The sequence below is a fragment of the Azospirillum aestuarii genome (assembly GCF_016632405.1).
In the GTDB taxonomy this organism is placed as follows: domain Bacteria; phylum Pseudomonadota; class Alphaproteobacteria; order Azospirillales; family Azospirillaceae; genus Azospirillum; species Azospirillum aestuarii.
On record NZ_JAEPIV010000017.1, the window covers coordinates 105,239 to 124,612 of the forward strand.

Annotated in this window: 13 protein-coding genes; 12 read left to right on the top strand and 1 reads right to left on the bottom strand. The window is 67.9% G+C overall.

The window, feature by feature from the left end; all coding sequences use genetic code 11:
* Window positions 1-24: 24 nt before the first annotated feature.
* Window positions 25-2,502, top strand: coding sequence for a cellulase family glycosylhydrolase (locus JJL56_RS23365; protein ID WP_200486489.1), 2,478 nt, complete (start codon window positions 25-27; stop codon window positions 2,500-2,502).
* A gap of 76 nt (window positions 2,503-2,578) precedes the next feature.
* Here JJL56_RS23365 and JJL56_RS23370 read toward each other — a convergent pair whose 3' ends face one another.
* Window positions 2,579-4,060, bottom strand: a complete 1,482-nt coding sequence (locus JJL56_RS23370) for a lipopolysaccharide biosynthesis protein (protein WP_145628311.1) — start codon at window positions 4,058-4,060, stop codon at window positions 2,579-2,581.
* Between the two features lie 871 nt (window positions 4,061-4,931).
* Here JJL56_RS23370 and JJL56_RS23375 point away from each other — a divergent pair.
* The 11 genes from JJL56_RS23375 (at window position 4,932) to JJL56_RS23425 (ending at window position 19,175) form a co-directional block, all read left to right on the top strand.
* Window positions 4,932-6,377, top strand: a complete 1,446-nt coding sequence (locus JJL56_RS23375; RefSeq protein WP_145628309.1) for an exopolysaccharide biosynthesis polyprenyl glycosylphosphotransferase — start codon at window positions 4,932-4,934, stop codon at window positions 6,375-6,377.
* Between the two features lie 282 nt (window positions 6,378-6,659).
* The gene (locus JJL56_RS23380; RefSeq protein WP_145628307.1) at window positions 6,660-7,997 is read left to right on the top strand and encodes an O-antigen ligase family protein; all 1,338 of its coding nucleotides are present in this window, start codon (window positions 6,660-6,662) and stop codon (window positions 7,995-7,997) included.
* 61 nt (window positions 7,998-8,058) lie between these two features.
* The gene (locus JJL56_RS23385; protein ID WP_247891206.1) at window positions 8,059-9,021 is read left to right on the top strand and encodes a glycosyltransferase family 2 protein; all 963 of its coding nucleotides are present in this window, start codon (window positions 8,059-8,061) and stop codon (window positions 9,019-9,021) included.
* Window positions 9,022-9,028: 7 nt separating this feature from the next.
* Complete coding sequence (locus JJL56_RS23390) at window positions 9,029-10,237, top strand: glycosyltransferase family 4 protein (protein ID WP_200486490.1); 1,209 nt, start codon at window positions 9,029-9,031, stop codon at window positions 10,235-10,237.
* A gap of 78 nt (window positions 10,238-10,315) precedes the next feature.
* Window positions 10,316-11,443, top strand: coding sequence for a glycosyltransferase family 4 protein (locus JJL56_RS23395; RefSeq protein ID WP_145628302.1), 1,128 nt, complete (start codon window positions 10,316-10,318; stop codon window positions 11,441-11,443).
* Between the two features lie 117 nt (window positions 11,444-11,560).
* The gene (locus JJL56_RS23400) at window positions 11,561-12,472 is read left to right on the top strand and encodes a polysaccharide deacetylase family protein (RefSeq protein WP_200486491.1); all 912 of its coding nucleotides are present in this window, start codon (window positions 11,561-11,563) and stop codon (window positions 12,470-12,472) included.
* Between the two features lie 503 nt (window positions 12,473-12,975).
* Window positions 12,976-13,272, top strand: a complete 297-nt coding sequence (locus tag JJL56_RS23405; protein WP_145628296.1) for an acyl carrier protein — start codon at window positions 12,976-12,978, stop codon at window positions 13,270-13,272.
* 64 nt (window positions 13,273-13,336) lie between these two features.
* Complete coding sequence (locus JJL56_RS23410; RefSeq protein WP_200486492.1) at window positions 13,337-14,896, top strand: class I adenylate-forming enzyme family protein; 1,560 nt, start codon at window positions 13,337-13,339, stop codon at window positions 14,894-14,896.
* A gap of 69 nt (window positions 14,897-14,965) precedes the next feature.
* Window positions 14,966-16,984: an asparagine synthase (glutamine-hydrolyzing) gene (asnB, locus tag JJL56_RS23415; protein WP_200486493.1), complete on the top strand. Its 2,019-nt coding sequence runs from the start codon at window positions 14,966-14,968 to the stop codon at window positions 16,982-16,984.
* An 80-nt stretch (window positions 16,985-17,064) separates the two neighbouring features.
* Window positions 17,065-18,072, top strand: coding sequence for an NAD(+) synthase (gene nadE, locus JJL56_RS23420; RefSeq protein ID WP_145628290.1), 1,008 nt, complete (start codon window positions 17,065-17,067; stop codon window positions 18,070-18,072).
* A 38-nt stretch (window positions 18,073-18,110) separates the two neighbouring features.
* On the top strand, window positions 18,111-19,175 hold the full coding sequence (locus JJL56_RS23425; RefSeq protein ID WP_247891207.1) for a GNAT family N-acetyltransferase: 1,065 nt from the start codon (window positions 18,111-18,113) through the stop codon (window positions 19,173-19,175).
* Window positions 19,176-19,374: the final 199 nt, after the last annotated feature.

The following is a 19,374-nucleotide window of genomic DNA, read 5'->3' on the forward strand; positions in this document are numbered from 1 at the left end:
GAAAATGGAGAGAGGTTACTTCCAATGGCAACGACCACCACGGGTCTCGTCGACACGACCTTCGTCGTCAACGCCTCGGGGCAGGCTGCCGGCGGGATCTGGCCGCAGTTCCGGCTGCTCCTGGATGGTGTCAATCTCGGTCAGGCGACGGTCGGCTCGACCAGCGACGGCCGCTACACCTTCAAGGCCCAGGTCGCACCGGATCAGGCGCACAAGCTTCAGATCGTCTACTTCAACGACGGCTATGTGAACGGGCAGGACCGCAACCTGCTCGTCAAGTCGCTGGAAGTGAACGGCAAGCCCGTCGCCTCCACCAGCTCGCTGGTCAGCTACGACCGCGGCGCCTCCGACGGCAAGGACGTGATTCCCGGCCAGGAAGGCATGTGGTGGGACGGTTCGCTCGATTTCGCGCTGACCAAGGACTATTTCCCGGTCCCGACGCCGCCGGCCCCGGCCGGCAACACCCAGGTCATCCTGAACCTGCAGGGCAACGCCGCGGGCGGTGTCAACGCGCATTTCAACCTGCTGATCGACGGCAAGAAGGTCGGCGAGGGCATGGCCGGCGCGTCGGCCAAGGACTACGCCTTCTCGATCAACGCCACGGCGGATCAGGCGCACAAGGTCCAGATCCAGTACGACAACGACGCCACGGTGAACGGCCAGGACCGCAACCTGCTGGTCAACAAGATCACCATCAACGGCAAGTCGGTCATGCCCACCGACAGCAACGTCACCTATGACAAGGGTGCCTTGGACGGCAAGGACGTGGTCAAGGGCCAGTCCGGCATGTGGTGGAACGGCACGCTGGTGGTGGACGCCGACAAGAGCTTCTTCCCCGGCTCCTCCAACCCGACCAACCCCACCACGCCGCCGGCCCCCACCCCGACGAAGCCGACCCTGTCGGTCAGCGACGTGTCGGTGACCGAGCCGACCGGCAAGACCGCCGGCATCGCGCCGGGCTTCCTGCACACCGAGGGCGGCCAGATCATGGACAGCAGCGGCAAGGCCGTGAAGCTGACCGGCGTGAACTGGTTCGGGTCCGAAGGCTACGCCTTCGCGCCGCAGGGGCTGTGGATGGACAGCTACCAGAGCCACATGAAGCAGATGCAGGATCTGGGCTTCAACACCATCCGCCTGCCCTACTCCGACGCGATGCTCGACAACGGCCGCATGCCGACCGGCATCGACTATTCGAAGAACCCCGACCTGCGCGGCAAGACCTCGCTGGAGGTGTTCGACAAGATCATCGAGCACGCCGATAAGATCGGCATGAAGATCATCCTCGACCACCATCGCTCCGGCGACGGCGCGTCGGCCAACGAGAACGGGCTCTGGTACACCAGCCAGTATCCGGAATCGAAGATGATCGAGAACTGGAAGATGCTGGCGACCCGTTACAAGGGCAACGACGCCGTCATCGGCGCCGACCTGCACAACGAGCCGCACAACCCGGCGACCTGGGGCGACGGCGGCCCGAACGACTGGGCCCGCGCCGCGGAGCGCATCGGCAACGCCATCCAGTCGGTCAACAAGGACTGGCTGCTGATCGTCGAGGGCATCGAGACCTACCAGAACCAGTGGTACTGGTGGGGCGGCAACCTGCTGGGCGAGAAGAACTACGAGGTCAAGTTCAACGAGCCGGGCAAGCTGGTCTACTCGGTCCACGATTACGGCCCGTCGCTGTATATGATGGACTGGTTCAAGGCCGGCAACTTCCCGAACAACATGCCGGCGAAGTGGGACCAGATGTGGGGCCACTTCATCCAGAACGACGAGACCCCGATCCTGGTCGGCGAGTTCGGCAGCCGCATGGAAACCGCCATCGACAAGGCGTGGATGCCCAAGCTGATCCAGTACATGAACGGCGACTGGAACGGCGACGGCAAGATCGACCTCGCCGCGGGCGACCAGGGGGCGAGCTGGACCTATTGGGCCTGGAGCCCCGGTTCGGGCGACACCGGCGGCATCATGAACGATAGCTGGAAGGTGGACTACAACAAGTACAACGCCATCAAGTCCGGCCTGTACAGCAGCACCGCCGCCAGCCCGGTCACCACCGACGCGGTGTTCACGGTGAAGCTGTCCCAGGCCTACAGCCAGACGGTGACGGTGGACTACGCCACGGCGGACGGCACCGCCAAGGCCGGTTCGGACTACCTGGCGACCAACGGCAAGCTGACCTTCGCCGCCGGCGAGACCACCAAGACGGTCGCCGTCAAGGTGCTGAGCGACGATGTCGTCGAGGGCGTCGAGACCTTCAACCTGAAGCTCTCCAACCCGACGCAGGCGACCATCGCCGACGGGACCGGCATCGGCACCATCAACGCGCCGGGCAGCGCCCAGGCCCTGTCGGCGGACCTGCTGGCCCACAGCCTGGCCCAGGACACGGCGACGGTGCAGTCGGTGGGCGTGCAGTCCGCGCTCGACCTGTCGTCGGTCGACTTCTCGCACATGATGACGGTGGACGCCGCGAACCTGATGCTCGAACATCAGGCCGCGTAACGACCGCCGAGGCGGACCATGAGGAAGGGCCGGCGGAGCGATCCGCCGGCCCTTTCCGTTTTCAGGGCATGCGCCTTCAGGACGCCGATTGCAGGCGGCGGACGCGGCCCAGCAGCAGCTTGCCCAGCATGGCCCGGCCCGCCGTCCCCATGCCAGGACCGAACACCGCCGCCGTCAGGAACACCAGCACCAGCAGCACCTTCTCCGCGGTGAAGGCCGGGTCGATCTCGGTGCCGAACAGGTACCAGCCCGCCGCGTAGGCGAAGGCGGCCGGCACCAGGATCCAGCCGATCCGCACGGCGTTCAGAGGCGCCTCGTCGCGGCAGATGCGGCGGCGGACCGTCTCGGTCAGGACGATCTGGAAGACCTCGCGCCCGAGGTTGGCCAGCGCGGCGCCGAGCAGGCCCCACTGCCAGACCAGCGCCAGGGCCAGCGCCGACCCCACGGCGAGGCTGGCCGCGGAGATCCAGGGCAGCACGCCAACGCGCTTGGCCTTCAGGATCGCCACCTCCGGGTTCATGCGCACCCCGTGCAGCACATAGGCCAGCACCAGGAAGGGCATGCTGGTCAGCACCGGCGTGTAGTCGGCCGACGCGATCAGCCAGAGGATCTCCGGCGCGGTCAGCGCCAGCCCCAGCCCGGCCCCGGTCAGCAGCACGACGAAGAGGTGGAAGACGAAATCCGCCTGGGCGTTGTCCGCCGCGCCATGCTGCGCCTCCAACCGGCTGACCGACCAGATCTGCAGGAAGGAGGCGGTCAGGAACATGAAGAGGATCTGCGACAGCCGCATTCCGAAGGCGAACAGACCCACCGCCGCCGTGGACAGCAGGATGTTCAGCAGCCAGCGCGAGACGAAGTTGTTGGCGATGTCCAGCAGCGACTGCGGCGCGTAGGGCAGCCCCAGCGCCGCCACCCGCTTCAGGATCGGGAAGGAGAAGGAGAAGCCCGTGTCCTTCAGGATCGCCACCACCAGCAGAAGGCCGAGCGCCAGGAAGGACGCGCCGTTCGCCAGGAAGATGCCCTCCACGCCGAGGCCGAGCGCCCACAGGAACAGCAGGTTGAAGGCGAGCAGGGCCACCACCTTGGCCAGCGACACCAGCAGGCACAGGCCCGACCGCTTGCGCGCCCGGTAATAGGCCAGCGCCAGCTCGAACAGGGTGGTCAGGGCGACGCCGGCCAGCGCGATCGCCATCACCGCCGCGTGGCCGGTGTCGCCGAACATCGCCCAGCTTCCCGCCATGCCCAGCGGCCAGGCCAGCCCGACCATCGCCACCGAGGTGCCGACCACCGCCAGCAGGCAGGTGCTGGCGACGCGCCGTCGGTCGCCCTCCTCGGCATGTTCGAAATAGACGGCGGTGAAGGCGTTGTTCATGCCGATCATCAGCATGACCGCCAGCAGGTCGGCGACCACCACCACCAGCGCGTAGACGCCGAATTCGGAAGGGCTGAGAAGCCGGGTGTAGAGCGGCAGGAGCAGAAGCCCGGCAGCCCGGTTCACCACGTTGGCCAGCATGAACAGCCAACCGTGTTTCAAGATCGTCGCTGCTTCGGACGCCATCAGGAACTCCGCCTAGAACTCCGGTGGGGCGGCGCTGCCGCACCCGCGAACGCAATTCCGATGATTGGAACCGGACCGGGACGTTTCAATTTCGCGTTGGTGCCGTCGCACTGTTCTTCAGGCTTATCCCCATGAAGGCGCGTCGGCGACGTCCCCGCCCCCACCCTAACCCTCCCCCGCTGGCGCAGGGGAGGGGACTGCCGCCGCTTCGCAGAAGGCACCCTCCCCTGCGCCAGCGGGGGAGGGCCGGGGTGGGGGCAATCGGCCGAACCACCCGGCAGACAAGCCACCCAGCCTGCGAGGGCACTCCACCGCGATCAACGGGGCGTTGGAGACGCCGCCTCATCCGGAATCGCCCGGCGGCTTCTTATGGGATACGTCCGCGCCGTCGCCTCGGCGGGACGGACAGACCAACCCGGCGAAGCCCGCCGCCCCCCGGCGTCGCACCCCACCATAGGGGACGCGGAACATCCCCCGAATACCCCCAATTTGCGGGGAGGAAAGGAGTAGCCGGGGAACGGCGGTGGCAGCGTCGCCACCGATCCGGATGACCCGGACGAAGTCACCCACTTTCCTTAATCTCTTCAAACTCACCCAAGGGAATCCACTCAGGATGTAAGGGGTATCGCCGCTGGCGGGGGAGGCCTCTTGTGATTTGTTGATTGACGGCAGCCTTTATCCTAATTCGTGGAGAACAGCGCAACCTTCTGATCTGTCTGCACAGAGGCAGGGCAAGCGCTGATATTTGTGTGTCTTTCTGAACACAGAAGGACTCAAAGAAAAAGCTGATGAGACGCCGTCTTTCGCTGCGCCGCGTTAGGTCAGGCGCGAGACGGATGACATTCCGTTTCACACATAAATGGGACCTGCGATGAGCAAACTCGACCCAGAAGCGGTCATCAACCTGGCCCCGGTGAAGAAGACGGCCATGCCGACGGTGGGACCCGGGCTGCTGTTGGCGCTGTCCGACGGCTTCATGCTCGCCCTGCTCGGCTGGACACTCATCCAACTGTTCGGAAGCGACACCCTGACCGCGGAAGCGGACCTGTCGCAGCGTGCCCTGGTCACCGGCCTGATGCTGGTGCCGCTGGTGAAATCGGTTTTCGGAATTTATTCGCTGGGTCGCTTCGACTATCTGGAGCGGACCCGCCGCACCTTCCAGGCGGCCCTGCTGTCGGTCGCCGTGCTGGCCGTGCCCTTCATCGTCATGGACGGCTTCCGCTCCTTCTTCGTGGAGGCGCTGTCGGTCGCCCTGATCGGCTTCGCGATCACCTACGCCGCCGATCTGCTGCTGGTGCATGGGCTGATGGCCAGCGCGCTGAACTGGCGCACCCCGGTGGTGATCGTCGGGGCCGGCCCGCAGGGTGCCGCCATCGCCGAGAAGCTGCAGCGCCTGCCCTGGCTGGGGATGCGCCCGGTCTGCTTCTTCGACGACGACGACACGCTGTGGCAGACCCGCGTCGCCAACCTGCCGGTGGTCGGCTCGACCGACCTGCTCGCCAAGTCCCCGGCCTACGCCCAACAGGCCCAGGCCGCCATCGTCGCCGACATCGGGCGCCACAAGAAGGAGTTGACCGCCCTGGTCGAGCGGCTGCCCTTCAAGCAGGTCTATTGCCTGCTGGGCGAGGGCAACGTCAGCGCGGTGGACGCCACCTACCACAACCTGCACGGCTCGCTGGCGCTGCGCGTCTCGGTCCGGCCGCCGACCAGCTACCTGCGCATCCGCCGCGCGCTGGACATCCTGCTGTCGGGCATCCTGCTGGTGGCGGTGGCGCCGCTGATGCTGGGCATCGCCGCGGCGATCCGTCTGGACAGTCCCGGCCCGGTCATGTTCCGCCAGAAGCGCTGGGCCGGCGGCGACAAGACCTTCGACGTGCTGAAGTTCCGCTCGATGCACATCAACGCGGAGGAGCATCTCCAGCGCCTGCTGGAGAACGATCCGAAGATGCGCGAAGAGTACATGACATACCACAAGCTGACCTACGACCCGCGCATCACCCCGGTCGGCCGTTTCCTGCGCAAGACCTCGCTCGACGAGCTGCCGCAGTTGGTGAACATCCTGATGGGCGACATGAGCCTGATCGGCCCGCGCGCCTACATGCCGAAGGAACTGCCGGAGGTCGGTGCGTCGGCGGAGGTCATCGGCTCCGTCCGTCCGGGCCTGACCGGCTACTGGCAGGTGTCGGGACGCCACCGCACCACCTTCCAGGAGCGCGTCGCCATGGACGTCTTCTACGTCCGCAACTGCGGCCTGCTGTTCGACTTCTACATCCTGTGCAAGACCGCGGTGATCGTCCTCAAGGGCGACGGGTCATGACCCTGCGGCGCCCCATCCAGGCCCCTCTTCCCACGCGGGAGAGGGGCTTTCCCTTTTCTGGGCTCATTTCCGGACCTGGACGGCCTATGCCCTGCGGGAGCCGCAAGATCGGGGTGGATGGCCCACCCGGAGGTAGCCCCGACGGGGACGGCCTCCTTCGGCCTAATGCCTCCGCCCGGCTACAGGTCCGGGCATCGGGTAGGCATCTTCAGAAGACGATGCGGTGCGCCCGTCATGGGCGTTCACTGCCATAGCAGCCCTTTTCACCGGAACAGCGGCCCCATGAAAGTCCTCGAAGTTCTGGAAAAGAGCATCACCGTCTTCTGCATCGTCTCGTTCGGCGGGTCGGTGCTCCCGGCGCTGCTGACCGGCGGCGGCACGACCGATCCGGACGCGCCGGGCGCTGTGATCTACTTCATGGCCGTCTACGTCATGATCCTGGGCCTGATCGCGCTGCGGCCGAGCCTGGCCTTCCGCATCCCGACGGGAAGCCCGGCGGTGTCGCTGATCGTGGCGCTGGCCTTCCTGTCGGCCCTGTGGTCGATCTACCCGGACGTGACGCTGCGCCGCGCGGTGGCCTTCCTGTTCACCACCGCCTTCGCCGTCTATCTGGCCCTGCGCTACACCTTTCCGGAGATCGTCCGGATGCTGGCGACGGGCCTGTCGATCCTGATGGTGCTGTCCTACGTCTCGGTCTTCGCCATGCCGGCGGTCGGGCTCGACCACGAGCAGCATGTCGGCGCCTGGAAGGGCATCTTCTGGCAGAAGAACGTGACGGGCCGCATGATGGTCTGGCTGGTGCTCTGCCTGCTCTGGCTCGACTGGACGCGCGAGGGCAAGCGCTGGGTGGTGCGCCCGCTGCTGCTGATGGCCCTGCTGCTGATCGTGATGAGCCGGTCGGGCACCGGCCTGGTGACCTCGATCCTGGTCGCCGGCCTGCTGCTGGCCAGCGGCTTCGTGCGCGGCGGCATCCGCAGCTTCGCGCCGGCCATGGCCTTCATCCTGCTGGTCGCGGTGATCGGCATCACCAGCGGCACGACCTTCTGGCACGACATCCTCTACATGCTGGGCCGCGACCCGACGCTGACCGGACGCACGGTGCTGTGGGAACACACGCTGATGTCGATCCAGGACCGCTTCCTGCTCGGCTGGGGCTACGGCGCCTACTGGTACGGGGCGTATGGTCCGGGCAGCACCTTCACCCAGGGCTGGGGCATCAACTCCGCCCACAACGGTTGGATGGAGGCGTGGCTCGACCTCGGCCTGGCCGGCGTGATCCTGACGGCGATGCTGATGGGCCGCCTGCTGATCCAGGGCTTCGCCGCCATCCGCTACAGCGAGAACCGCTCCGAGCCCGCCTGGATCTTCACGGTCGGCTGCGCCCTGCTGCTGATCTCGGTGTCGGAGAGCGTGTTCCTGGAACGCCATTCCCTGAACTGGATCGTGCTGGTGATCGCGGTGACCCGCCTCGTGCAGCGCCGCCGCTGGGCGAAGATGCAGACCCGGATTCAGGACCAGCATCAGGCGTCCCACGCCGCCTTCGCCAGTTCCTCCCCCTACGGAACCTCCTACGGCGGGCCGCCGGCCGCCGGCTGGAGCGGTCCGGTCCGGCCCGGCTGACGGAAAGGAGCCCCCGCATGTTCCGCTCTCCGAAATCTCCGTCGCGACAGAAGGTAATGTCATGACGCCCCCGCAAGAGATGAGCCCGCAAGAAATGGGCCTGCAAGAGATGGTCACCGTCGTCATTCCCACCCGCAACCGGCCGGATATGGTCGCGCGTGCCGTGGAAAGCGCCCTGGCCCAGACCTACGCCCCGCTCGAGGTCGTCGTCATCATCGACGGACCCGACCCCGCCACCGAGGAGCGCCTGAGGGCGTTCGGCGATCCGCGGCTGACCGTGATCGCGCTGGAACAGAACCGCGGCGCCGCCGGCGCCCGCAATCTGGGCGTGGAACGCGCGAAGGGCGCCTGGATCGCCTTCCTCGACGATGACGACGAATGGATGCCGGGCAAGATCGCCCTGCAGATGGCCGCCCGCCCGCCCGGCGTGCGCTACCCGATCATGAGCTGCCGCTGCAAGGTGGTGACGGCCCGCGGCGACTTCGAATGGCCGCGGCGCCTATGCACCCCGCGGGACCGGATCGGCGACTACCTGTTCGTCCGCCATGGGCTGTTCAAGGGCGAGACCTTCGCCCCCACCACCACCCTTCTGGCCCCAAAGGCGCTGCTCCAGCGTCAGCCGATCCCGAAATCGGCCTTCGACGACTGGGAGTGGCTGATCTCCTGCGGGCAGATCGAAGGCTGCGCCCTGGTCACCGTGCCGGAGGTACTGGCGATCCACTACACGGAATCGGACCGCATCACCCTGTCGACCTGCCACAACATCGACATGGCCCTGAACTGGGCGGAGTCGGTGCGGCCCAGGCTGTCGCCCCGCGCCTACGCCAGCCTGCTGCTCCAGGCCACCGGCGGGGAGCAGGCGGCGCGCACCCCGGCGGTGCGCAAGCGCATCCTGAAATCGGCGCTGCGGGACGGCGCGCCGACCCCGATGGCGCTGACCACCTTCCTGATGCATTCGCTGATGCCGGTCGGGCTGCGGCGCCGGCTGCGTCAGGCCATCTTCTCGGCTCCCGGCGCGGCGTGAGGTCAGAATGGGTTTGCTCGACAGGGGTTTCCGGCGCAAGAAGGCGTCCCGCGCCTGCATTGTCTTCGCCACCCCCGGCGCGCTCGACGGCGGCGGGGGGATCGGGCGGATGACGGGCTACATCGTCGACGCCTTCCAGAACAGCCCCGCCGCTCCGGAAACCGTGGTGCTCGACACCCGCGGCACCGGCAGCGCCCTGCTGTCGCCGGTCTATCTGGCCGGCACGCTGGCGCGGCTGGGCGCCATGATGCTGCGGCACCGCCCGTCGGTCGTGCACATCAACGTGTCGGAAAACGCCAGCGTCTGGCGCAAGGCGGTGGTCCAGCTCTTCGCCGGTCTGTTCTCCTGCCCCACGGTGGTGCATCTGCACGGCGCGTCCTTCATGGAGTATTTCGACAAGGGGCCGGTGTCCCGCGCGATCAGCCGCTGGCTGTTCGACCGCTGCGGCATCGCGCTGGTGCTGGGCGAGAGCTGGCGGAACTTCCTGGTGCAGTCGGTCGGGACGGACCCGCACAAGGTACGCGTGCTTTACAACGCGGTGCCGGACATCGGCGCCGACCTGCCGGTCCGCGCGGCGCCGCCGGAGGGGGCGATCGTGTCGCTCCTGGTGCTCGCCAACCTGTCGGAGCGCAAGGGCATCGGCACGCTGCTGCGCTCCTGCCGGCTGATGAAGGACCAGGGTTTCCGCTTCCGCGTGACCATCGGCGGCGGCGGCGACGTCGAGGGCTACCGCCGCATGGCGGCGGAACTGGGCGTGGACGGCGACTGCCGGTTCGAGGGCTGGATCTCCCGCGAGCAGGCGCACGCCCATCTGCGCGATCACGACATGCTGCTTCTGCCCTCGACCCACGAGGGGTTGCCCATGGTGATCCTGGAGGCGCTGTCCACCGGCATGCCGGTCGTCACCACCCCGGTCGGCTCGATCCCGGAGGTTCTGACCGACGGGGAGACGGCGCGCATCGTCCCGGTCAACGACCCGGAGGCACTGGCCCATGCGGTCCGCGACCTCGCCGCCCGGCCGGCGCTCTACGCGCGCCTGTCGGCGGAGGGGCGACGGCTGTTCCTGGAGAAATTCGTCATCGAGTCCTATGGCCGCAGCCTTCAGGACATCTATGCGGAGCTGAACCGCCCCGACGCCGTTCGGCGCCCCTCGCTGGGGACGCTGCCCGACGCTGCGGCGGCAAAGCCATCGCTGACCCGCGCGGGCCGACAGTAAGAACCCATTTTTCCGCGGGGTCCCTAATTCCTTCCTCCCTGAAGCTTCGCGAGGGGAGCGCGACAGTCAGGAGCGGATATGATCTACATCGTTTCACCCGGCGGCACGCTCGAAAAGGGCGGCATGGGGCGAATCGTCGACAACTTCACGACGGACTTACGGGAGAATCGCCCCGACGTGAAGTTCGAGGTGATCGACAGCTACGGTCCGGACGCGAAATTCCATTTGATGCCCTTCTACTTCGCCGCCGCGATGCTGCGCCTGTTCGGCTGCTTCGTGACCGGCAAGGCCCAGCTCGTGCACATCCACATGGCCGAATACGGCAGCGTGCTGCGCAAGGGGCTGATCGTCGCCATGGCCTCGCTGTTCCGGGTGCCGGTCGTCCTGCATCTGCACGGCGGCCGTTTTCCGAAGCATTACGAGGACGCGAAGCCGCTGTCCCGCTGGGCCATCCGCCACATGATGGAGATGACCAGCGAGGTGGTGGTGCTGGGCGAATACTGGCGCAACTGGGTGGTCACCACCTTCCCCGCCGTGCGCCGCGCGACCCTGCTGCACAACGCCGTGCCGGGGCCGGAGACGATCCCGGAGCGTGCGGAGGACGGTCCGGTGCGCCTGCTGTTCCTCGGCCGCCTGATCAAGCTGAAGGGCATCGACGTCCTGCTGGACGCCCTGGCGTCGGAGGCCTGCCGCAACCGCTCCTGGCAGCTGACCATCGCCGGCGACGGCGATCTGGAGACCTACCGCGCGCAGGCCAAGGCGCTGGGGTTGGAGGAGCGCGTGCGCTTCACCGGCTGGCTCGACCAGGCCGGCTGCCGCAAGGAGCTGACGCAGGCCCATGTGCTGGTCCAGCCGTCGATGTTCGAGGGGCTGCCGATGTCGGTGCTGGAGGCCATGGCCAACGGCCTGACCATCGTCGCCACCCCGGTCGGCAGCGTGGGCGACGCCATCGCCGACGAGGAGACCGGCCTGCTGGTGCCGCCGGGCGACCGGACGGCTCTGGCCGAAGCGCTGGCCCGCGTGATCGACGACGTCGGGCTGCGCCGCCGCTTGGGCCAGGGCGCCCGCCGCCGCTTCGAACGCCAGTTCGACATCGCCGTCTACCGGGAGCGCATCGTCGAGATCTACCGCCGCAACGCCCGCGGCTGGATGTCCGAAGCCTCCCCGGCCGCGTCGCTCGGCCCGCGCCGGGCGCGCTCCGGCTGACGATCCCGCCGATCCGGGCCCGGTTCCGAACCGGGCCCGTCCTGCCTTTCAACCGGTCCGCAACCGCCTCGCCAGCCGTGAACAAAAGACCGGACACACAGCAGAGGTCCAATCCCCATGAAGCAAGCCATCGCGGCCGGAATCGTGCGCTGGACGGGAGTCGGTGCCCTGTTCCGAAACCTGTTCGCGCGCCGGAACGTGACCATCGTCGTGTATCACGACCCGGACCCGGAGGTGATGCGCGCCCATCTCTCCTGGTACGCCGAACGCTACAGATTCACCACGCTGGACGCGGTGGCCGATGCGCTGGAGAGCGGGCGGTGGGGCGACCTGCCGCCCTATCCTCTTGTCGTCACATTCGACGACGGCCACCGCAACAACGCCCGCCTGGAACCACTGTTCCGGGAATTCGGGGTGCGCCCGACCATCTACCTGTGCAGCCGCGTGGTCGGAACCGCCCGCCCCTATTGGTGGAAGACCGCCGCCGCCGGCCGAATCGGTGCCGAGACGCTGAAACGCCTCCCCGACCCGGAGCGTCGCCGCCGGCTCGCCGAAGCCGGTGACGATCCCGACCTGGACGGCGCCGACCGCCAATCGCTGACCTGGGACGAGGTCCGGCATCTGGCCGCCGTCAGCGATTACGGCGCCCACACCCGCACCCATCCGATCCTCCTGCAATGCGACGACCGGCGCTGCGCCGAGGAGATCGCGCTGTGCAAGACCGAGCTGGAGGAGGCCACCGGCCTGCCCTGCCGCCATTTCGCCTTTCCCAACGGCGATTTCAGCGACCGCGAGGTGGCGATCATCCGGCAGGCCGGCTACCGCACCGCGCGCACCATCGATCCGGGCTGGAACGGCCCGAAGACCGACCCGCTGCGGCTGCACGCCGTACCCATCTCCGACGACGCCTCGGTGGACTGGCTGTCGGTGCAGGTGACCGGCATTCCGGCCTGGCTGCGCAAGCGCAAGAACGGCGGCGGTGCACCCGCCCCGGCCCCGACGCACGGCGATCCGCTGCCGGCGGCGTGATCCGAAAAGCGTGCATTCATCCGAGCCCCCACCCTAAACCCTCCCCCGCTCACGCAGGGGAGGGGACTTGATTCTCCCACCCCCGCCCAGCTCTCGCACAAACCAAAGGTTTGTGCTGACGCGGCAGGCGGACCTTCGGTTCGCCGAGAGCGATAGGCCGGCCTACGCCGCAAGTCAGAGAGGGTTCCCCAAGAGTACGAGAAGGTATTCCCTGCTCAATTGCAATGACCCTGAGTGGTTAGCCACTGTCTTCACCGTCCGATCATCCTTTGCACTCTCGAAAACACCGCATTTGAATGCAATAAAGAATGACGTATTCGGCGGCGTTGCCGAAACCTCTCTGCAAAGAACGGGAAATGCCTTTCCCAATCCCACGCAACGAGGCGGTAACACCGAAAGGAGCGGATCGGCCCCCTTGGATTAACACCCCGTTGGGGCCGCCCTCTCCGTACCGATCTGCCGGCCAAGGATCGACGACCAAACCCACAGGAGTTGCCAGCGACATGCGGACCGCCATCACCACCGACACGACGACCCTGAGCGCACCCGCCACCCAGGAGATCCGCGCCTTCATCGTGGAGAACTTCCTGCTGGGCAGCGACTCCGGCTTCGACAACGCCGAATCCCTGCTGGAGACCGGCATCATCGACTCCACCGGCATCATGCACGTCGTGGCCTTCCTGGAGGAGCACTTCGGCATCATCGTCGAGGACGACGACATGGTGGCCGACAACCTCGAATCAGTCAGCCGCATCGCCGCCTACGTCGAGCGCAAGCGGGCCCTGAAGGACGCGGCCTGATCCTTCCGCCAGGACGGAACGGGCCATCGGGACAGTCACCGAAGCCAGGCAAGGGAACAGCGTCATGGCGCACCTGCTTCATCAGCTCCTCAGCGAAACCGCCGCAAGGCGGGCCAACCACACCGCTCTGATCGCGGGTGAGAACGCCGTCACTTTCGCCGAGCTGGACCGCCAGAGCGACGCCGTCGCCTGCGCGCTCCAGTCCGCCGGGGTGGTGCGCGGCGACCGCGTGGCGGTCATGCTGGAGAACTCGATCGAGTATGTCGCCGGGCTGTTCGGCGCGCTGAAGGCCGGGGCCGTCTATGTCCCCGTCAACCCGTCCACCAAGGCGGACAAGCTGGCCTACATCCTGACCGACGCCGGCGTCCGGGCGCTGATCGCTCCCGCCGCGCTTGCCCGTCAGGTTGTGCCGGCGGCTGGTGAGGCATCCCACCTCGCCACCACGCTGTGGGTCGGGCCCGCCGTGCCGGCCGGGGCCGGCGGGCTCTCCTTCACGGACATCGTGGCCGCCCACCCGGACCCCCGGTCCGGAGGCACCAAGCCGCAGAACCGCGGCCTGATCGATCAGGATCTGGCCGCCATCCTCTACACCTCGGGAACCACCGGCCGGCCCAAGGGCGTGATGCTCAGCCACGCCGCGCTGGTGAACACCACCTGGTCGATCTCCACCTATCTGGAGAACACGCCCGACGACGTCGTGATGTGCGTCCTGCCGCTGACCTTCGGGTACGGCCTGTCGCAGATCCTGACCGGGGCGCGGGTCGGCTTCACGGTGGTCCTGGAACGCTCCTTCGCCTTCCCGGCGGAAACGCTGGCGCGCATGGTGAAGCACCGCATCACCGGCCTGCCCGGCGTGCCGACCTTCTTCTCCACGCTGCTGGGGATGGAGGCGCTGAAGACCGCCGACCTGTCCTCCCTGCGCTATCTGAGCAACGCGGCGGCTCCCCTGCCGACCGCCCACATCGACCGGCTGCGCGAGCGCTTCCCGGATGCCGCCTTCTTCTCGATGTACGGCATGACGGAATGCTGCACCCGCATCTGCTACCTCGACCCGCGCGACCTCGGCACCAAGACCGCCTCGGTGGGCCGGGCCATCCCCAACTGCGAAGCCTATGTGGTGGACGAGCTGGGCAACCGCGCCGCCCCCGGCGAGGTCGGCGAGCTGGTGGTCCGCGGCGCCAACGTGATGCGCGGCTACTGGAACCGCCCGGAGGAGACCGCCAAGCGCCTGCGCAGCGGGCCGCAGGGCGAGACGCTGCTTTACACCGGCGATCTCTTCACCATGGACGCCGACGGCTGCCTCTACTTCGTCAGCCGCAAGGACGACGTGTTCAAGTGCCGCGGCGAGAAGGTCAGCCCCAAGGAGGTCGAGAACGCCCTCTACGAGCTGGAAGCCGTGGTCGAGGCCGCCGTCCTCGGCGTGCCCGACCCCGCCGACGGCATGGCGGTGAAGGCCTATCTGGTCGTCCGCCCCGGCGCCACCCTGACCGAGATGGCGATCCGCCAGCATTGCCGGGGCCGCCTGGAAAGCCATCTGGTGCCCAAATTCATCGAGATCCGCGACGAGCTGCCGAAGACCGAGTCCGGCAAGATCAAGCGCGCGATGCTCGCCGAAACCGCCTGACCCTTTTCCGCCTGATCCTTTTCCGCCTGTTCCTTTTCCGCTGGCCTTCAACACACAGGAGAGCGTGCGATGTGTGGTGTCGCCGGAGTTCTCGCCGGGCCGCGTGCCGAACCCGCCGGGCTCGACGAACTGAAGCGCATGATCGCCATGATCGGTCACCGCGGCCCGGACGGCTACGGCTTCTACCGCGACGGGCGGATCGGGCTCGCCCACGCGCGCCTCAGCATCGTCGGTCTGGCCGGCGGCTTCCAGCCGATCCACAACGAGGAGCGGACTCTCTGGATCACCTTCAACGGCGAGATCTTCAACCACGTCGAGCTGCGGCGTGACCTGGAGGCGCGCGGGCACCGCTTCTACACCCGCACCGACACCGAGGTGATCGTCCACGCCTTCGAGGAGTACGGCCCCGCCGCCTGGGCCAAGCTGAACGGCCAGTTCGCCATCGGCCTGTGGGACGCGGTGAAGCGCGAGCTGTGGCTGGTCCGCGACCGGCTGGGCATCCTGCCGCTGTTCTACGCCCGCAGCGGCGACCATCTCGCCTTCGCGTCGGAGGCCAAGGCCCTGTTCGGCGGCGGCCGGATCGAGCCGCGCTTCGACGCCGCCCGCCTCGCCCAAGTCTTCACCCACTGGAGCGTCGCCCCCCAGGGCAGCGTCTTCGCCGGAGTGCAGAGCGTGCCGCCGGCCACCGCCATCCGCATCGACGCCGACCTGCGCCTGCACGAGGCCCGCTATTGGGAGCCGGACATGGCCGGCGATCCCGCCCTGTCCCGCATCACGCTGGACGAGGCGGCGGACCGGCTGGAGGAGAAGCTGCTCGACGCCATCCGCCTGCGGCTGCGCGCCGACGTGCCGGTGGGCGTCTACATCAGCGGCGGGTTGGACAGCTCGGTGATCGCGGCGCTGGCGCGCAAGCTCGACACCACGCAGATGCACAGCTTCGGCGTGCGCTTCGCCGACAACGCCTTCGACGAGACGCCGCAGCAGCGGCTGGTCGCCAACCATGTCGGGACGGAGCATCACGACATCCTCTGCACGGCGGAGGACATCCAAGCGGCCCTGCCCGACGTGATCTGGCACGGCGAGTCGCCGCTGGTCCGCACCGCCCCGGCGCCGCTCTTCCTGCTTTCCCGCCTCGTCCGCGACAGCGGCATCCGCGTCGTGCTGTCGGGCGAGGGCGCCGACGAATGGCTGGCCGGCTACGACATCTTCAAGGAGGACAAGGTCCGCCGCTTCTGGGCGCGGCAGCCGCAATCCACGGCGCGACCGAAGCTGCTCAGCCGCATCCATCCCTACGCCGCCACCAGCGGCCAGAAGGACAGCCCGCTCTGGCAGGCCTTCTGGAAGCGCGGCATGACGGAGACGGACGATCCCTTCTACGCTCACCGCATCCGCTGGCAGAACACCGCCTGGACCCAGCGCCTGCTGGCCCCGGACGTGCGCTCCGCCGCCAACGCGCAGGCCTTCGAGGACGTCGTCTCCGCCCATCTGCCCGCCGGCTGGTCGCGCTGGAGCCCGCTCGCCCGCACCCAGTGGACGGAGATCGCCGCCTTCATGTCGCCCTACCTGCTGACCAGCCAGGGCGACCGGGTGGCGATGGCCAACAGCATCGAGGTCCGCTACCCCTTCCTCGATCCGGAGGTGGACGACCTCTGCGCCGCCCTGCCCGACCGGGTCAAGATGCTGGGACTGCGCGACAAGCTGGCGCTGCGCCGCGTCGCCTCGCGCCTGCTGCCGGCGGAGATCTTCCACCGCCCGAAGCGCCCCTACCGCGCCCCGATGACCACCGCCCTCTTCGGCGCCCAGGCTCCGGCCTATGTCCGGGACCTGCTGTCCGAGGAATCGCTGAACCGCTACGGGCTGGTCGACGCCGCCGGCGTCGCCGCTCTGGCCGCAAAGGCCCACCGCACCGACGGCCGCATGGCCGGCGAGCGCGAGGAGATGGCCCTGGTCGGCGTGCTCACCCTCCAGATGCTCGCCCGGAACGTGCTGGACGAGCTGCCGGGCCGGGCCTCGTCGCTCCGCGCCCGCTTGGACGCCGCGCCCATCCACATTCTCGAAGAGCATTTGGACAGCGCCGCCGCCGCCTGATCGGACGGACCGGCGAGGTCCCTAAGGCACAGTCCTATCCAACAGTCGATGCAACAACGCCAACCGGGAAAACCGACACCATGCTGAACGCCCTGCATCCCTTCGACGCCAACGCCCTCTCGCTCGACTGCGCGGCGGCTGCCCGGGAGATCGAACAGTTCATCCAGCGCACCGTCGCCCACGACCTGAAGCGCCAGGGCGTCGTGCTCGGCGTGTCCGGCGGCATCGACAGCTCGGTCTGCGCGGCGCTGGCCGTGCGCGCGCTGGGGCCGGAGCGCGTCCTGGCCATCCTGATGCCGGAGAAGGAATCCTCGCCGGACAGCACCCGCCGCGGCCGGCTGCTCTGCGAGAGCCTGGGCGTCGAGCCGATCATGGAGAACATCACGGCGCCGCTGACCGCGCTCGGCTGCTACGACCGCCGCGACAGCGCCATCCGCCGCCTCTTCCCGGAATACGGGCCGGGCTGGAAGCAGAAGATCGGCCTGGCCGCCGGCCTGCTCGACGCCGATCGGGTCAACTACTTCACCATGACGGTGGAATCGCCGGAGGGCGACCGGCAGACCAGCCGCATGCCGGTGGACGTTTATCTGTCGGTGGTCGCCGCCACCAACCTGAAGCAGCGCGTCCGCAAGACCATGGAATACACCCACGCCGACCGGCTGAACTACTCGGTCCTCGGCACGCCGAACCGGCTGGAGTATGAGTTGGGCTTCTTCGTGCGCGGCGGCGACGGTCTGGCCGACCTGAAGCCGATCGCCCATCTGTTCAAGACCCAGGTCTACCAGATGGCCGCGTACCTCGGCCTGCCCGACGACATCCAGAGCCAGTCGCCGAGCACCGATACCTACACCCTGCCGCAGTCGCAGGAGGAGTTCTACTACGCCATCCCCTACGACAAGCTGGACCTGGCGCTCTGCGCCTACGGCCGCGGCGTGCCGGAGGACGAGGCGGCCCGCGCCCTCAACCTGTCGGTCGAGCAGGTCCGCCGCGTCTACAAGGATATCGTCCTGAAGCGCCGCACGTCGGGCCGCATCCTGCGGAACGCCGCCCTGGTGCAGCCGGTCGAGGTGGATGGGAGCGACGCATGACCGCAATGCCCTGGCTTCAGCGGGGTGTGGAACGGTTCATGTCCGAGGATCGCGTCGCGCTGGAGTCCTTCCAGCGCGACCACTTCGGCGCGGACTCCCCGCTGCTGGACGACACCCATTTCAATTGGCTGTTCGAGGAGCCGCCGACGCCCGATCCGGAGGGGATGCAGCTCTGGATCTGCAAGCGGAACGGGGGGATCGTCGGCCAGCAGGCGGGCATTCCCTTCGCGTTGAAGGTGGGGCAGCGGGTGCGCCGCGCCTCCTGGGCGATCGACCTGATGGTCGCCCCGGAATGGCGGCTGCGCGGCGTCGGACCGGGCCTGTCGGAGACCCACGCCGCCGCCAGCGAGGTGAGCGTGTCCCTGTCGATGACCGACGCCGCCTACAAATCCTACAAGCGGGCGGGCTGGCTCGATCTCGGGAACATCCCGACCTATCTGCGCGTGATCGACCCGCAGCGCTGCCTGCGCGTCAGCCCCTACGACGGCGGACTGGCCCGCCTGATGGCGCGGCTGGGCAAGCCGGCGATGAGCGCCGCCTCGCTGGTCGGCCACGCGGCGGCCCGGACCTTCGGCGCCCGGCTGGACGAGATCGACCGCTTCGACGAGCGGATGGACGGGCTGTGGGAGGCCGCGGCGCCCCAGCATCTCTGCGCCGCCCGACGCGACCACGCCTATCTCCAGTGGCGCTTCGACAAGATCCCGAACGCGGCGCGGCACCGCCGTTTCCTCGTCATGCGCCGCGACACGGTGATGGCCTATGTGGTTTTGCGCGTGGACCGCTGGCGCGGCGAGAGCGTCGGGGTGGTCTGCGATTATCTGGCCCGTCCGGGCTGGCTGATGCCCGCCTTCGCCCTGCTGGTCGAGCGCGCCCGGCGGGACCGGCTGGCCGCCTTGGTCTGCCGCACGCTGAACGCGCAGGCCGCCCGTCCCTTGTCGATGATGGGTTTTTTGTGCCTGAAGAACGGACTGCGCCAACCGACCCGGATGATGGCCCGCCCTGCGGCCGACCGTCCGGAATTGACGCCGCTGATCGGCGATCCGAAGAACTGGTTCGTCACCGCCGCCGACAGCGACATGGGCTTCAAGGATCTCGGCGAGTAAGCTGTTTCGCGCAAAACGAAAAGGGCGCCCGCATTGTCGCGGGTGCCCTTTTCGTATGGGTCGTGCACAAAGTCGAGAATGTGAGGATGCATTTTCCGAGCGCATGAGCGGTTTGCCGCTGCACGCGACGTTCATGAAGGATCAAGCCGATCGAGCGATTAGTAAGGCTCAGCTTCAGGCGTTGCCGCCCGTCCACATG

Bases quoted from the DNA above. Each gene is read 5' to 3' on its own strand.
- JJL56_RS23400 (WP_200486491.1), top strand. From the start codon at position 11,561: ATGAAGCAAGCCATCGCGGCCGGAATCGTGCGCTGGACGGGAGTCGGT.
- JJL56_RS23410 (WP_200486492.1), top strand. From the start codon at position 13,337: ATGGCGCACCTGCTTCATCAGCTCCTCAGCGAAACCGCCGCAAGGCGG.
- JJL56_RS23395 (WP_145628302.1), top strand. From the start codon at position 10,316: ATGATCTACATCGTTTCACCCGGCGGCACGCTCGAAAAGGGCGGCATG.
- JJL56_RS23425 (WP_247891207.1), top strand. From the start codon at position 18,111: ATGTCCGAGGATCGCGTCGCGCTGGAGTCCTTCCAGCGCGACCACTTC.
- asnB (WP_200486493.1), top strand. From the start codon at position 14,966: ATGTGTGGTGTCGCCGGAGTTCTCGCCGGGCCGCGTGCCGAACCCGCC.
- JJL56_RS23390 (WP_200486490.1), top strand. From the start codon at position 9,029: ATGGGTTTGCTCGACAGGGGTTTCCGGCGCAAGAAGGCGTCCCGCGCC.
- JJL56_RS23375 (WP_145628309.1), top strand. From the start codon at position 4,932: ATGAGCAAACTCGACCCAGAAGCGGTCATCAACCTGGCCCCGGTGAAG.
- JJL56_RS23385 (WP_247891206.1), top strand. From the start codon at position 8,059: ATGACGCCCCCGCAAGAGATGAGCCCGCAAGAAATGGGCCTGCAAGAG.
- JJL56_RS23365 (WP_200486489.1), top strand. From the start codon at position 25: ATGGCAACGACCACCACGGGTCTCGTCGACACGACCTTCGTCGTCAAC.
- JJL56_RS23370 (WP_145628311.1), bottom strand. From the start codon at position 4,060: ATGGCGTCCGAAGCAGCGACGATCTTGAAACACGGTTGGCTGTTCATG.
- nadE (WP_145628290.1), top strand. From the start codon at position 17,065: ATGCTGAACGCCCTGCATCCCTTCGACGCCAACGCCCTCTCGCTCGAC.
- JJL56_RS23405 (WP_145628296.1), top strand. From the start codon at position 12,976: ATGCGGACCGCCATCACCACCGACACGACGACCCTGAGCGCACCCGCC.
- JJL56_RS23380 (WP_145628307.1), top strand. From the start codon at position 6,660: ATGAAAGTCCTCGAAGTTCTGGAAAAGAGCATCACCGTCTTCTGCATC.